The following is a 14,870-nucleotide window of genomic DNA, read 5'->3' on the forward strand; positions in this document are numbered from 1 at the left end:
ATATATAGTAAGGAGTAAACCAATGAAAAATGAAACTAAGATTGTAGTAGCTTCAACCATAATAACTACAGTTGTAGTATCTGGATTTACTTTATCACAAGGGCCTTTAGTTCTTGCTAAAGAAGATTATAGTAGATTGAGGTCTAAAGCACCTGTAAATCATGTTAAAGGTACTATAGAAGAAGTTAAAAAGGTTGATGAAAATGAGGTAAATGAAGAAATTAATGAAACTGAAGAAGTAAAAGAAGAAGTTAAATTAGAAAAAGAAAAGTCGTCAAGTCAATCATCAAGACCGGAAGTATCAAATACAAAACCAATAAAACGACCAACACCACAAGTGAAACCAGAAACACCAAAACCAATACCACCGACACCACCACCAATAGAACCGGAAACACCAGAGCCAATACCACCGACACCACCAATAGAACCGGAAACACCAGAGCCAATACCACCGACACAACCACCAGTAGAACCAGAAACACCAGAACCAATACCACCAACACAACCACCTGTAACTCCAGAAACTCCAGAAGCAATACTACCGACAGATCCATCGGTAAGTCCGGAAACATCAGATCCATCAGTAACTCCAGAAGTACCAGAGAAAACAACTTATATACAAAAATAATAATCAAAAAAGTATTATTTAATATATTAAATAATACTTTTTTTGCGATTATGGAAACTATACTTAACGAATATTTAGATAATTTTGTTCAAAAACTATAAATAAATTATGAAATAGAGCTACTCAAATACACTTTTATAATATGCATTAATTATCTAAAAATTTGAAAATAAATAAAAACTTGCACGCATGCATAGATTGAACTTGAACTATACACAAACACATACAAACATGTTACTATTTAAATAAGTTTAGAAAACAAACTAAATAAATTAAATTGGTAAGCCGATGGGGGTATTATAGGAGATAGAGATGTCATTAAAATTTAAAAACGGGATAACAATCCACTTTAATACACTGGATGAACTAAGAAGAGAAATAGTGAAAATACTGAATAAAGCAAGGTGGAGCGATGCAAAATTAGCTAGAGAAAGCCAAATAGAACAATCTACAGTAACCAGGATATTAACAGGAAAAACAAAGAATCCTAAGATACTAACAATAGGTGATATATTTAATACTATAAATGAAATAGATATAAACTAAGGGGGATAAAAAAATGCAAATAAGCTTGAACTTTGACAGCAACAGAGACAAGCACGAAGACATATTAGAGGTAATATCTAAATTACTAGGAAAACAAAATGTAGAAGTTAAAAAAGCAACTAGTATAAATGATGCAAGAAATGCAGTGAAAAAATTAGCACAACAAGGAAATATAAAACTAGCACAAGAGCTTGTACAAAAACACTGTGGGGGCAGTATTGAACAAGCACCAGAAAATGCCTATCAAAATCTAGTAAAAGAAATAGAAAGTATAACAAACAAAGGGGAATAAAAAATGGGAAAAACAAAGGTTATAACAGGGAAACTAAGATTAAATTATGTCCATGTATTTAAGCCAAAAGCAATAGATTTAGAAAGTGATCCAAAATACTCATCAACATTAATCATACCTAAAACAGATATCAAAACAGTAAATCAAATACTAAAAGCACTAGAAGTAGCAACAGAACATATAAGAGAAAATTATAAAGAACATAACATACAAGACACAGTGATATGTGTAAAAGATGGAGACAAAGAAAAACCAACAGAAAAACATTACAACAATAGCTACTTCATAAATGCAAATTCAAAATACAAACCAGGAATAGTAGACACAAACCTAAATGAAATCAATGACGAAACACAAATATACTCAGGATGTTACGCTAGATGCTCAATAACTTTTTACCCATACAACCAAGAAGGAAAAATAGGAATAGGATGCTCACTAGAAAATCTACAAAAACTATCTGATGGTGAATTACTGGGAAGAAGTAGTGCAACAGACGACTTTAGTACTCCTTATGAAGAGGAGTTTTTAATATGAAAATTCTATCAATAGACATAGAAACCTACTGCGAAAAAGACCTGGCTAAAAGCTCGGTCTATTCTTATGTAGAACATGAAAGCTTTGAAATAACATTATTTGCCTATGCTTATGATGATGAAGAAGTAAAAATAATAGACTTAAAACATGGTGAGAAAATACCTAAGAGTATAGAAAAAGACTTATACGATGAAAACATAATAAAATCAGCTTTTAATGCAAACTTTGAAAGGATATGTTTAAGCAAATACTTTAAAAAGCTAATACCACCATCAAACTTTAGATGCACTATGGTAAATGCTATGTACATAGGACTTCCTCAAAGTTTAGACAAAGTTGCAAAGATATTAAATTTAGAAAATCAAAAAATGAGTGAGGGTAAAAAGTTAATAAAGATATTTTCAACCAATAAGTATATAAATGAAAGAAAAGATAAACTATGGGAAGATTTTAAAAACTATTGTAAAAAAGATGTAGAGGTAGAAAAAGAGATTCGTAAAAAACTACAAAACTATCAACTTCCTCAAATAGAGCAAAAGTTATGGGAAGTAGATCAAAATATAAATGATAGAGGAGTACTAGTAGATAATGAACTTTCAAAGAAATGTCTAATTATAAATGATGAAAATAATAAAATACTTAAACATAAATTAAATGGGATAAGTAATATATCCAATCCTAAAAGTGTTAAAGCTGTAAAAGAATATTTAAAAGAGAAATATAACTTTACTATAGAATCTTTAAATGCTACAAATGTAGAAAAAATACTAGAAAGTGATGTGCATGAAGATATAAAAGAATTGCTTAGAATAAGAAAGCAAATATGTAAAACTTCTTTAAAAAAACTAGATGCCATAGATAATAGTAAGTGTTTTGATAATAGGATAAGAGGGTTGTTTCAATTTTATGGAGCAAATAGAACTGGTAGGTGGGCAGGGAGGTTGGTACAAGTTCATAACTTACCACAAAATAGGATTGAGAACTTACATGAACTAAGAAATCTTGTTAAATATGAAGAAAATAATATAGCTACGATAGAAAAGAAATTTGGAAAAGTAAGTGAAGTTTTACCACAGCTTATTACAACTATATTTATTCCTAAAAGCAATCACAAGTTTATAATATCGGATTTTAGTGCAATAGAAGCAAGGGTTATAGCATGGCTAAGCGGTGAAACTTGGCGTAATGAAGTATTTAAAAGTCATGGCAAGATATATGAAGCAAGTGCTGCTATTATGTTTAACATACCTATTGAGGAAATAACAAAAGACAGTATCTATAGACAAAAAGGAAAAATAGCAGAACTAGCACTAGGATACCAAGGAGGTATAGGTGCATTAAAAGCTATGGGAGCAGATAAAATGGGGTTAAGTGATGATGACTTAAAGGAACTTGTCATAGGGTGGAGGAACAATAATAAAAATATAGTTAGACTTTGGAAGGTAGTTGAGAAAAGTGCTATATATGCAGTAGAAAACAAAACTTATGTGGATCTTGGGAAGATAAAATTCATATATGAAAAAGGGATACTATTTATAAAACTTCCTAGTGGTCGCTCAATATCTTATATTAGACCTATTGTAAGAATAGATAACTATGGCAAGAAACTAAGTTATGAAGGAGTTAATCAAAGTATTAAAAAATGGGAAAGAATAGATACTTATGGAGGAAAGCTAGTAGAAAATATAGTACAAGCAATTGCGAGAGATTGTTTAGCATATTCTATGATGAATTTAGAAAAAAACAATCTAGACATAGTTATGCATATACACGATGAAGTTGTTGTAGAAACTGAAAATGCTAGTGTCGACAAAGTGAAAAATATCATGGAAGAAAGTATTTCCTGGGCAATTGGGTTGTATTTAAAGGCAGATGCTTTTGAATGTGAATATTATAAAAAGGGTTAATTGGGGGATAAAATGAGTTTAGACAAAAGAATTAATATAAGTACATGTAAAAATAGAAAAACTACAGTTTATAAAAATGAAAGTTTACTATGGTCGGAGTTTGTTAAAAGGTTGGAGAAAACTACTTATACCAAAGAAAGTTTAGAAGAATATTTTAAAATGGAAAAATCTAAACAAGATACTATAAAAGATGTAGGTGGATTTGTTGGAGGAACTTTAAAAGAAGGCAAACGAAGAAAAGGACATGTTGAAAGTAGAAGTTTGATAACCTTGGATGCAGATTATGCTTATGATGGTATGGAACATATTGTTAGTTTGATTTATGGTTATGCTTGTTGTGTGTATTCTACACATAAACATATAAAGGAAAATCCAAGACTACGATTTGTAATACCTTTAAATAGAGATGTTGATACCTGTGAATACCAAGCTATATCTCGCATGATTGCTAGTGATATGGGTATAGAAAATTTTGACGACACAACTTATGAACCAGAGCGTATGATGTATTATCCTTCTACTTGCAGTGATGGAGAATATATTTTTGTTGTAAGTGAAGGGGATTTTTTAGATGCTGATGAAGTGCTTAGTAGATATAGAAATTACAAAGATGCTAGCAAGTGGCCAGTATCTAGAAGGTGTAGCAAAAGAATAGTTAGTGAATGTGAAAAACAACAAAACCCTAGAGAAAAAGAAGGTATGATAGGAGCATTTTGTAGGGTTTATGACATACATGAGGTTATAGAAAAATTTCTAAGTGATGTCTATGAAAATACAGATTCATTTGATAGATATACATACATAAAAGGAAGTAGTTCTTGTGGGGTAGTTGTATATAATGATGGAGATTTTGCATATTCACATCATAGCACAGATCCTGCTTGTAATAAGCTTTGCAATTCTTTTGATTTAGTTAGGCTACATAAGTTTTATAAAGGTGATGAAGAAAGTTCTTTAAAAGACATGATAGAGTTTTGTAGTAAAGATGAAAAAGTGGTTAAAGAGTTTGGAATAATGAAATTAGAAAAAGCAAGAAGTGATTTTGATGTACAAAGTTATAAAGTTAGTGAAGATTTAGATATAGATATTAATAATATGAAAGAAAATGAAACAGATGATAGTTGGCTTGGAAGTCTTGAAGTAGACAAGAAAGGATTTTATAAAGCTAATGTGAAAAATATTGCAACAATACTTGATAACGATATAAATCTAAAAGGCCATATAAGATATGATGAGTTTTTTAGTAGTATTATGAAAAGCAATAAAATCTATTGGTTAAAAGATAAGGAAGACTTAAAAAATAAAGAAGAATATAGTATGTGGGATGATTATGACGACTCACTTTTAAGATATTATTTAGAAAAAAACTATGGAATATACACACCAACTAAAACTGATGATGCAATATCTAGTATTGCTAAAAATTATGCTTATCACCCTATAAAAGATTATATAAACTCTTTAAAATGGGATGAAAAATGTAGGTTGGATAATTTACTTATAGATTATTTAGGAGCAGAGGATTGTGATTATACAAAAGCAGTTATAAGAAAAACACTAGTAGCGGCAGTTAGCAGAGTGTTCGAACCAGGTATAAAGTTTGATTATATGCCTGTATTTGTTGGGCCACAAGGAGTTGGTAAAAGTCATATTTTAAGTTTGATAGGGAAAGCATGGTATTCAGATTCTTTTAATACAGTACTTGGAAAAGAGGCTTATGAACAGTTGCAAGGATGTTGGATTGTTGAGATGGCAGAACTTTCGGCTATTAGAAAGGTCGAAGCAGAAGCGGTTAAGCACTTTATTTCTAAGCGTGATGATGTATATAGACAAGCTTATGGTAGAAGAGTTACAAAACATCCAAGGCAGTGTGTTTTCTTTGGTACTACTAATGATGTTGAGTTTTTAAAGGATAGAACTGGTAATAGAAGGTATTGGCCTGTGGTGGTTAATAAGAATAGACCTGTTAAAAACATGTGGGAAGAGTTAAATGGATATGAGGTGAATCAGATATGGGCCGAAGCTAAGGTTTTGTATGATAATAAGGAGCCGTTGATATTTGATAGGGAGCTTGATAAGGAAGTTGTTGATAGGCAAAATTCTCATATGGAGTCTAATAGTAAGGAAGGTATGATTGTAGAGTATTTGGATAAGTTGTTGCCAAGTAATTGGGATGATATGGATATTGGAGGGCGTAGAAGATATATTAATGGATGTGATTTTAGTGATGAACCTGGGGTTAAAAAGCGTGATCGGGTATGTGCTATGGAGATTTGGTGTGAGCTATTTGGAGGTGATCCTAAGAATATGAATGCACCTCAAAGTAGAGAAATTATTGGTATTTTAAGAAATCTTGATGGATGGGTTGAGTATACCAAGGGAAGTGGAAGACTTAGGTTTAAATATTATGGGATTCAAAAACTATTTATGAGGAAGGATAAGTAAGTTTCGCTGTACCCCGGTCTGAAGCAATTGAATGATTGTTCATCCAGACAAAGTCCTAAAAAGAGCGGACTTTAAGTCTTACTTCACAATTCATTCAATCACTTCAGACCTCTTAATCTTAGCCGAAGGCTCTTAAAAATGGTGTATCAAATAGCGTATCAGATGAAGTTTTTAATGATACAGTGATACACTGAATTTAAGAAAATGAAAATTAATTTAAGTTATAGCTGTATCAGATACATTTAGTGATACAGCATTTGATACAATATCTGATACGGCTTAAAGTAAGCAGTTACAAAGCTTATGCCTAAGTGTATCAAATGTATCATTAAAATCGTACATAATAAAAAAATTAAAAAAGTATAGTAAAAATACTATATATACACACATATATATTCAGAGTACATATGATACACCTGATTTGATACACATAAAAATTAAAGCATAAATATATAGACTAAGATAAAATGGCTTTGCCCGATTAGAGCTTTGGAATAACAAGGCACTATATCTTGTAGGGCTTCGCCCCTGAGGAAGATTTTAAATTCTTAGTTCAACGAAATAAAATATAAAAATTCGGTAAGGGATAGAAGGGTTTATAGTCAACTGACGTAAGACTTAAAAGCTGCTCTTTTCAAGGCTTTTGTCTGGAGGAAGTGACTATCAACCCTTCTATCCCGCCCAATACACAGGAGGATAAAATATGCTTCAACAAAACTTACTAACACAAGTGAAAATCGACGACCTACCAGAAGGATGCCAAGACATAGCACAAGTAATAGGCCTAGAAATAGTAATAGACCTAATAGACTATGCCGGAGGATCTAGCTTATACTTTCCAAGCAAAAGCTCAGTAGTAAAAAATGCAAGAAACAGAATGATAAAACAAAACTTTGATGGAACAAACTACAAACAACTAAGCAAAAAATTTGGAATGAGTGACGTACAAATAAGAAAAATACTAAATTAAAGCTATATGTAAAAGCATTAATATTATAAAAGGTATACCTAAAAATTTATGTATATGAATACCTTTATTAAATATTCTTAAATAACCTGAAAATAGCAATACTACTAAGTTCAAAAGTGCTAAAACTCCTAATATATATCCTAATGACCACTTAAACCCTAATTGTAAAAAAATATATCCATGAATAGTTATAACTGCAATTGCGACCATAGCTATAAGTACATGAAATTTACTTAAAATCTTATTAACATAAAGTAAAAATTTTCTTATATTAATTGTCAATTGACTATCTAATATTTTTACTTGAGTACTTTCAGATATTTCAAGTTTGAAAATATTTAATATTTTATTAATGCGAGAAATACCTTTTTTATTAAAATTTTTAATTATCAATCTTAAAACAAATAAAGCGATAACTATGAAAAAACAAACTTCTGAAAATGAACCTAAGTTTTTACCAAAATGCTTAAAAAAATCACTATTAGTAGTATTAATATAATTGTTTGTAAACGAATAATAAATAAAAATACAACTTAAAATTACTAGTAAAAATGAGATAAAGAATGAAAATAGATTTTTATTCTTCATATAAGGACCTTCTTTCTAATTTAATATACTATATAGATTTCCTAAAATAATTTTATATAAACAAATATATTTGATGAAAGTAAACTTGCAAAGAGAAAATATTTTGAAAGAGATTTGTTAGTTTGTAAAAATTTGGGTAATTATTATTTTAGAAAATATATTTCAGGAGATGATTTAATTGTTTAGTATTATTTCTAAAATTTGTATAGGTATAGGTATTATATCAGCATTAATTATTACAGTTGATATTATAAAACATCCTCAAAAAGAAATGCCTATAATGAACGTAGTTTGGCCTATAAATGGTTTATGGGCTGGGGTATTTGGACTTTGGGCATATTTTACTATTGGTAAACATAGAAAAATGGATATGTCTAACATGGATGGCATGGACATGAAGGATATGGACATGTCAAACATGAAAGGCATGAACATGAAGGATATGGACATGTCAAATATGAAAGGCATGGACATGAAGGATATGGATATGTCTAACATGAAAGGCATGGATATGAAAGATATGGACATGTCTAACATGGATGGTACGAAAATGAAACATATGGATATGAAATCTAAAGATAAAGATAAATATTCTAGTTTCTGGCAAGGGGTTGTAGCTGATACACTACATTGCGGGGCAGGATGTTCTTTAGCAGACTTAATTGGACCTTGGATATTCATGGCTTTTCCATTTGCACTTTTTGGAAACCTTACATTTGGAGAATGGACACTAGATTATTTCTTAGCTTTATTAACTGGAGTAACTTTCCAATATGCAGCTATTTCTCCTATGATGAATGAAAAAGGATTAAAAGTTTGGTTAAGAGCCTTAAAAATTGACTTTCTTTCTCTTACATCTTGGCAAATAGGAATGTATGGCTGGATGGCTATAGTTATATTTGGTTTATTTGGACGTTTATCTCCATATACACCAGAGTTTTGGTTTATGATGCAAATAGCTATGTGTTGTGGATTTATAACTGCTTATCCTGTAAATTGGTGGTTAGTTAAAGCTAAAATTAAAATGGGAATGTAATTATAATTAAGTACCCTTAAGATCTATATCGAGACATAGATTTTAAGGGTATTTAATTTTAAAATTATTTTTAAATATCTAATCTATGATAATTTTTATCCTAAAATGTAAAAGATAAATAAAAGGAAACTATAAAATTAAAATTACACATGTTTACACATACTATATTAACGGTAGAAAAGAAATAAAGGGAAGTATTTAAATTTAATATAAATACATTAGATAAAAATCAAGGAGTAGGTCGAGTTGAAAATATTTAGGGCGTTAAAATTATTCTTTTTTACAAATTTGATGTTGGTAACACTTGTATTATTGGGTATGTATGTTTCTTCGACGGTAATATTGAATAATATAGGTGAAAAATCAAATTTAAATTATAGCAATAGCATAATCAAATTATCAGATGGTACATTCAAAGGATTAGAAGAACTTGTTGGAAGTTTTGCAGAAGATAAAACGATAGTTAGGCTTATTAAATCTCCTGATAATTATGGAGAAAAAGAAAATGAAATTTTAGCTAGCTTAAAATATGCTAAAGGATTACTAACAGCAACAAGTTTTGCTGAATCAATAGATGTAGTAGATGCACAAAAAAATCAAATATATAGTTCTAAGGGATATCATAAAACTTATGATATGAAAAAAAGACCTTGGTACAAAGAAGCATATGAAAAAGATTTAAAAGGAGAAAAAGTTATATTAACACCTTTGCATAAAGATTATTTCAATGATAGATATGCAATGTCGATAATTTCTTTTATAAAAGAGGACAATGAAATAATAGGTTGTGTAATATTAAATACATATATGGATACATTTACAAAATATATGAGTGAACTATATGGCGACGATGGAGCTGTGGAAATATATGTAAAAATAGATGGGGATAAATATTATGAATACTCAAATGGAGTAGTATCATTGTCAGATATAAAAAGTCAAAAAGACATTTATTTAGTAGATAAAGATGATTTTGTTTTTGTATTTGATAAAAAAGTTATTCCACTTAATACAACTATAGATAAAATAAATGCTATTAACTTAGGAATGTTTTTTGTGTTTTTAATAATTACAATAATTTCTTTTTTTATAGTAAAGAAAAAAATATTAAATTTATTACTTGCAAATATACATAAGCTTAAAAGCATTTTAAAGCAATTAAATAAATATGATGAAGGGGAATTAGAGAATAAAAAAGGATTTGATCAACTTGATTTTATAGTGAATGCATTTGATGATGCAATTAATGAGAAAACAAAGGAATATTTGCTATATGATGCTTTAACAGGAATGTTAAACAGAAGAGGATTAGAAGAATTATATAAAGCTGAAGTTGATAGTAAAGCTCCATTTGCAATTATATTCATTGATTTAAATAACTTTAAAAATATTAATGATGAATATGGGCATATAGTTGGAGATGAATACCTTATAGAATTTTCTAAAAAGTTATCTAAAGCTATAGAGAAAAGAGGAGCTGTAGCTAGAATTGCAGGGGATGAATTCATAGTTTTATTAAGAAATTTTAAAAATAAAATTGAATTAGAAGAATATTTTAAAAGAAAAGTTATTAACTTATTTAAAAAAGAAAGAATTGTAAACAATAAATTTTATGCTAGTTTTTCTTCTGGAGTTGCTATTTATCCAAGTGATGGAGAAGGCTTAACAGAATTAATTAAAAAAAGTGATTATATGATGTATGAAAATAAGAATAAAGGAAGAAAAAATGAACTGGCTTTTTTTGATAAAGATATATTTAAGAAATTAGAAGAAAAAGAAAAACTTTCAGTAGACATATGTACGGCTATAAAGAAAAAAGAATTGTTTTTGAGATATCAACCTATTGTAGATTATAATGGGAAAATAAAAAAAGTTGAGGCTCTTTTAAGATGGAATAACAAAGAATTAGGAATGGTTTCACCAGGTAAGTTTATAGAAATTGCAGAAAAAAATGGTGAAATTATAAAAATTGGATATTGGGCAATAAATAAAGTATGTAAGGATATTAATCGATTAAAAGAAATAGGAGTTAATGATTTAGTTGTAAATGTAAATGTTTCTGCAATACAACTTTTAGAAGAAAATTTCGCTAAAAATGTTAAAAGTATTTTAGATAGAAATAATATAGAATTTAATAAAATTTGTATTGAAATAACTGAATCTATAGTTATAGAAGAAGACAAGACTTCATTTAAAAATATAGAAAGGTTAAAGAGCTATGGAATTCAAATTTCATTAGATGATTTTGGAACAGGATATACATCATTTTCATACTTAGAAAAATTTGCGGGTAATTCTTTAAAGATAGATAAAACCATTTTAGATAGTGCCGATGATAATGAATACCATATTATCGGTAGCATAAAAGAAATAGGAGAAGAATTAAACTTTGATATCGTAATAGAAGGAGTTGAAACTAAGGAACAGTTTGAAAAATTATGTGAAATAGGATTTAGATATTTCCAAGGATTTTATTTTTCAAGACCTATAGGTATAGAAGAACTAGAGCAAATTTATAAATAGTATAAAAATATTTTTATACTATTTAATGTTTAAAATTGGAAAATAAGTATATATATATAATACATATTGCTTAATTAATAATAATTTAGGAGGGGTTTATCATGAGTATAAAAGAAAACATAAAAGAAACAATAGAGGGATTAGAAGCAAGACACGAGGAACACAAAGAAGAAAGACATGAAAGACATGAAGAAAAGAAATTTGAAAGAGAGTTAAAACATCAAATGAAAGAAGAAGTAAGAGAAGAAAATAAAGAAGAGAGAAAAGAAGAAAGAGCAGAAGAAAAAGAAGAGAGAAAAGAAGAAAAAGAAGCTAGAAAAGAAGAAAAATCAAAAGAAAAAGAATATAAAAAAGAAGAGAGAGCAGAAGAAAAAGAAGAGAAAAAAGAAGAAAAAGAAGCTAGAAAAGAAGAAAAAGCAGAAGAAAAATAGACTTTATGTAGGAAAATGGGAATTAATTAAAAAAACTTAATTAATTCCCATTTTTTTACGCTTAAGAAAATTAAACTTTTAAAATTTATTGGAATTTTAAAAACTAACGAATTTTTATAAATAATTAGAAAATATAAACTTTATTTTATCTCGTTAATTTAAGAAAAATATGGGAATATATCTATCATAAGGAGATGAAGTAAAATGAATAAATCAAATGTAGAAGCAACACTAATATTAGAAGGGATTTTATTTGGGATTATAGGAATATTATTTTTTACAAACCCAATAGAATCATATTTTAACTTTACGGCAGTAGCAGGAATACTAATAGTAGTAATAGGTATCTTTGAAATCTTTAGAGCTTTTAAAACTAGTGAAAAAGGTTATTACATATTTATGGGGATTATAAATATAATCTTTGGGTTAATAGTTTGGTTAACACCTATAGCTACAACTGAAACATTAATATTATTCTATGGAGTTTGGGCTATCATAAGAGGTATATATCTATTTATAGTTTCAATTAAAAGAAAAGAAATCGGGTTTAATCTTAAAACTTTATACTATATATTACTAGTTATATTAGGATTATTTATCTTAGCAAATCCTATATTAACTTTATTAGCAACACCATATATAATAGGTATATACTTTATAGTATCAGCTATATTTGAAATATACTTAGCATTTCAAGTTTAATTAAGAAAATAAAAATAGTGCATTCTATAATTAGAATGCACTATTACAGTATTTATAGCAAAACTCAGAGGAATTACACATTCTAAAAATAAGGGCGTTATCAAGAATGTATATATGAAATTATACCATTTCATATATATAGAATGTATATGATACATGTGAAGTATAAGTGAAAATTACTGATGCATTAATAGTAAATATTTAACTAGATAGATATTAAGGATATCTTGCAAAATTTAAACTTAGTTTGATACAAAACAAGTTGCAAAATTTAAATATATAAAATTGAATTTGATAAGATTTGTCATTTGATATTTAATAACATTTTAATATATAATATAATGATTAAAGAGATAGAATGAAAATAATTAATGAACTTACCTTACTTTATAAAATTAGTTTAAAATCTAAGTTTGTATACTTCATACTTGTATTTTGCATATTTTTGATTAATAAAAAAGTCAAAAAGTGAAAAATACCATATCATTTTTAAGTAAAATCAATACATTAAAAAAATGGAAATTTATTCCTTTGTTAAAATTCATTATTTTAAAAATAAATTATATTGTGTTTTCGTAAGAATATTGTAAAGGTTTTTTTGTTTTATTTTGTCAAAAAATATATACAATTTAAGTTAGATAAGAAAAACAAGGGAGATGGAAGCCTATATGGAAAACACATTAGTAAACGCTATAACAAGTAAGGACTCTGCTTGGGAGAAAAGACCCAAGTATAACTGTGCAGTATTTATAATCAGTTACATTTTTATGGGAGCTGCAACGGGTATAACCAATGACTCTTTCGTATCGTATTTAAATTTAACTGTTCCAAATGTTGTTAAAGGACTTGCGATGTATGGATCAATAGCAACTTTAGCAATGGCAGCGATATTATTAACTGTACATAAAATTGGTTATAAAAAAATAATAATAGTAGCACCTTTAGTAGGTATAGCAGCACTTTTAACATGTATATTTAGTGAAAGTAAAGGATTAATACTTATATCAAACATAGCATTAACTATAGGGGTAGGTATGTTTGACTATATGTACCCTATAATGTTTACATCATATGTTCCAAAAGATAAAAGGGTAACTATGTTTTCAAGGGTAATGTATTGCAACTTAATAAGCCAGACTTTACTTACGTTTTTAAATGGTAAAATAGTAGTTTGGAAATTTGCAAAATCATTAGGAATAGATTATAATCAAGCAGCTTTATTATCAGAACATCCAGAGAAATTAACGGCAGATCAGTTACATTTATACGCAGGTTCATATAAATTTGTATTATACTTAGCTATAGTATTTATTGCATGTGGTCTTTTCTGTGTACTATTCTTAAAAGAAAATCCAGCAGATTATAGAGAAACAGAAGAAGAAATTAAACAAAGAAAAGAAAAAGGAAAATTCGATTTTAAAATTCTATTAAATAAACATGTAGTAGCATGGGTTTTAATATTCTCAATGTCTAGATTCGGGGCATCATTAGTAATGCCATATTTCCCAATATATTTAAACAATTTCTTACATATAAGTAGAGGTACAGTATCAACTATACTAACAATGCAGACATTTGCAATGTTACTTGCTTATTTTGCTACTCCACATCTAGAAAAGAAATTTGGTTCTATAGTTACAATTGCTATAGCACTTATATCATGTATGCCACTAATGCTTTTAATGGCAAATGGAGCAATGTTTGGTTCAAATGTAGCTTGGGCAGTAGGTGTAATTTTATTCTTAAGATCAGGAATTGCGAATATGTCTGGTCCAATACAAGGAGCACTACCACTTACTTTTGTACCTAAGACTTTGGTACCAACACTTAGTTCATTCATGATGCTTGTATATGCAACTGTAGGTATTTTATCAGGGTTATTTACAAGATATTTCCTATTTAGAACAGATGCTGGTTATGGATATGCATACTACATAGCAGCCGTGCTTTATGTATGTACGGCAGTTGGGGCATTGATAGTATTTAAGAAAGATTTCAATAGAGGCTTATCAGAAAAACAAATGAAAGAAAATGAAACAAAAGAGGAGTTTGATGAAGCAAACTAGACTCTAATATATAATAAAAAATAGTGCATTCTCTTAGAGAACGCACTATTTTATTTGTTGCAATAAATAAGAGGTCCTATGTATTTACATTTAGGGGTGTCACACATAGGTTAAAACATTGAATGCTTCAAATTACTTATTTTAAAAATATGGATATCGTAATAACATTAATCTAGTAATTATTATATATTTGACA

Annotated in this window: 13 protein-coding genes; 12 read left to right on the forward strand and 1 reads right to left on the reverse strand. The window is 28.4% G+C overall.

All coding sequences use genetic code 11. The features are described 5' to 3' along the window. Positions 1 to 22: 22 nt before the first annotated feature. From ACEXNK_RS07815 to ACEXNK_RS07845, 7 genes are all read left to right on the forward strand, one after another. The gene (locus ACEXNK_RS07815) at positions 23 to 631 is read left to right on the forward strand and encodes a hypothetical protein (protein WP_373598209.1); all 609 of its coding nucleotides are present in this window, start codon (positions 23 to 25) and stop codon (positions 629 to 631) included. 312 nt (positions 632 to 943) lie between these two features. Continuing rightward, a complete protein-coding gene (locus ACEXNK_RS07820; RefSeq protein ID WP_373598208.1) occupies positions 944 to 1,177 on the forward strand; it encodes a hypothetical protein in 234 nt (77 codons plus the stop codon). 13 nt (positions 1,178 to 1,190) lie between these two features. Further along, a complete protein-coding gene (locus ACEXNK_RS07825; RefSeq protein WP_373598207.1) occupies positions 1,191 to 1,469 on the forward strand; it encodes a hypothetical protein in 279 nt (92 codons plus the stop codon). A gap of 3 nt (positions 1,470 to 1,472) precedes the next feature. Then, positions 1,473 to 2,006, forward strand: a complete 534-nt coding sequence (locus tag ACEXNK_RS07830) for a DUF2815 family protein (protein WP_373598206.1) — start codon at positions 1,473 to 1,475, stop codon at positions 2,004 to 2,006. Continuing rightward, the gene (locus tag ACEXNK_RS07835) at positions 2,003 to 3,913 is read left to right on the forward strand and encodes a DNA polymerase (protein WP_373598205.1); all 1,911 of its coding nucleotides are present in this window, start codon (positions 2,003 to 2,005) and stop codon (positions 3,911 to 3,913) included. The genes ACEXNK_RS07830 and ACEXNK_RS07835 overlap by 4 nt, the downstream gene beginning before the upstream one ends. 12 nt (positions 3,914 to 3,925) lie before the next feature. Beyond that, on the forward strand, positions 3,926 to 6,358 hold the full coding sequence (locus ACEXNK_RS07840; RefSeq protein WP_373598204.1) for a VapE domain-containing protein: 2,433 nt from the start codon (positions 3,926 to 3,928) through the stop codon (positions 6,356 to 6,358). 703 nt (positions 6,359 to 7,061) lie between these two features. Beyond that, complete coding sequence (locus ACEXNK_RS07845; RefSeq protein WP_373598203.1) at positions 7,062 to 7,328, forward strand: Mor transcription activator family protein; 267 nt, start codon at positions 7,062 to 7,064, stop codon at positions 7,326 to 7,328. Here the strand turns inward: ACEXNK_RS07845 and ACEXNK_RS07850 are convergent. Next, complete coding sequence (locus ACEXNK_RS07850; protein WP_373598202.1) at positions 7,320 to 7,916, reverse strand: hypothetical protein; 597 nt, start codon at positions 7,914 to 7,916, stop codon at positions 7,320 to 7,322. The genes ACEXNK_RS07845 and ACEXNK_RS07850 overlap by 9 nt on opposite strands. Positions 7,917 to 8,094: 178 nt before the next feature. Here ACEXNK_RS07850 and ACEXNK_RS07855 point away from each other — a divergent pair, with 178 nt between their 5' ends. The 5 genes from ACEXNK_RS07855 (at position 8,095) to ACEXNK_RS07875 (ending at position 14,674) form a co-directional block, all read left to right on the forward strand. Beyond that, the gene (locus ACEXNK_RS07855) at positions 8,095 to 8,952 is read left to right on the forward strand and encodes a DUF4396 domain-containing protein (RefSeq protein WP_373598201.1); all 858 of its coding nucleotides are present in this window, start codon (positions 8,095 to 8,097) and stop codon (positions 8,950 to 8,952) included. Positions 8,953 to 9,198: 246 nt separating this feature from the next. Then, positions 9,199 to 11,475, forward strand: a complete 2,277-nt coding sequence (locus tag ACEXNK_RS07860; RefSeq protein ID WP_373598200.1) for a bifunctional diguanylate cyclase/phosphodiesterase — start codon at positions 9,199 to 9,201, stop codon at positions 11,473 to 11,475. A gap of 101 nt (positions 11,476 to 11,576) precedes the next feature. Further along, on the forward strand, positions 11,577 to 11,906 hold the full coding sequence (locus tag ACEXNK_RS07865; RefSeq protein WP_373598199.1) for a hypothetical protein: 330 nt from the start codon (positions 11,577 to 11,579) through the stop codon (positions 11,904 to 11,906). A 204-nt stretch (positions 11,907 to 12,110) separates the two neighbouring features. Continuing rightward, positions 12,111 to 12,608 carry an HdeD family acid-resistance protein gene (locus ACEXNK_RS07870; RefSeq protein ID WP_373598198.1) on the forward strand — a complete coding sequence of 166 codons (498 nt, stop codon included), beginning with the start codon at positions 12,111 to 12,113 and terminating at the stop codon, positions 12,606 to 12,608. Between the two features lie 668 nt (positions 12,609 to 13,276). Continuing rightward, the gene (locus ACEXNK_RS07875) at positions 13,277 to 14,674 is read left to right on the forward strand and encodes an MFS transporter (RefSeq protein WP_373598197.1); all 1,398 of its coding nucleotides are present in this window, start codon (positions 13,277 to 13,279) and stop codon (positions 14,672 to 14,674) included. Positions 14,675 to 14,870 lie beyond the last annotated feature (196 nt).

The sequence above is a fragment of the Paraclostridium bifermentans genome (genome assembly GCF_964259345.1).
GTDB lineage: Bacteria > Bacillota > Clostridia > Peptostreptococcales > Peptostreptococcaceae > Paraclostridium > Paraclostridium bifermentans_B.

Bases quoted from the DNA above. Each gene is read 5' to 3' on its own strand.
- ACEXNK_RS07815 (WP_373598209.1), top strand. From the start codon at position 23: ATGAAAAATGAAACTAAGATTGTAGTAGCTTCAACCATAATAACTACA.
- ACEXNK_RS07820 (WP_373598208.1), top strand. From the start codon at position 944: ATGTCATTAAAATTTAAAAACGGGATAACAATCCACTTTAATACACTG.
- ACEXNK_RS07825 (WP_373598207.1), top strand. From the start codon at position 1,191: ATGCAAATAAGCTTGAACTTTGACAGCAACAGAGACAAGCACGAAGAC.
- ACEXNK_RS07830 (WP_373598206.1), top strand. From the start codon at position 1,473: ATGGGAAAAACAAAGGTTATAACAGGGAAACTAAGATTAAATTATGTC.
- ACEXNK_RS07835 (WP_373598205.1), top strand. From the start codon at position 2,003: ATGAAAATTCTATCAATAGACATAGAAACCTACTGCGAAAAAGACCTG.
- ACEXNK_RS07840 (WP_373598204.1), top strand. From the start codon at position 3,926: ATGAGTTTAGACAAAAGAATTAATATAAGTACATGTAAAAATAGAAAA.
- ACEXNK_RS07845 (WP_373598203.1), top strand. From the start codon at position 7,062: ATGCTTCAACAAAACTTACTAACACAAGTGAAAATCGACGACCTACCA.
- ACEXNK_RS07850 (WP_373598202.1), bottom strand. From the start codon at position 7,916: ATGAAGAATAAAAATCTATTTTCATTCTTTATCTCATTTTTACTAGTA.
- ACEXNK_RS07865 (WP_373598199.1), top strand. From the start codon at position 11,577: ATGAGTATAAAAGAAAACATAAAAGAAACAATAGAGGGATTAGAAGCA.
- ACEXNK_RS07870 (WP_373598198.1), top strand. From the start codon at position 12,111: ATGAATAAATCAAATGTAGAAGCAACACTAATATTAGAAGGGATTTTA.
- ACEXNK_RS07875 (WP_373598197.1), top strand. From the start codon at position 13,277: ATGGAAAACACATTAGTAAACGCTATAACAAGTAAGGACTCTGCTTGG.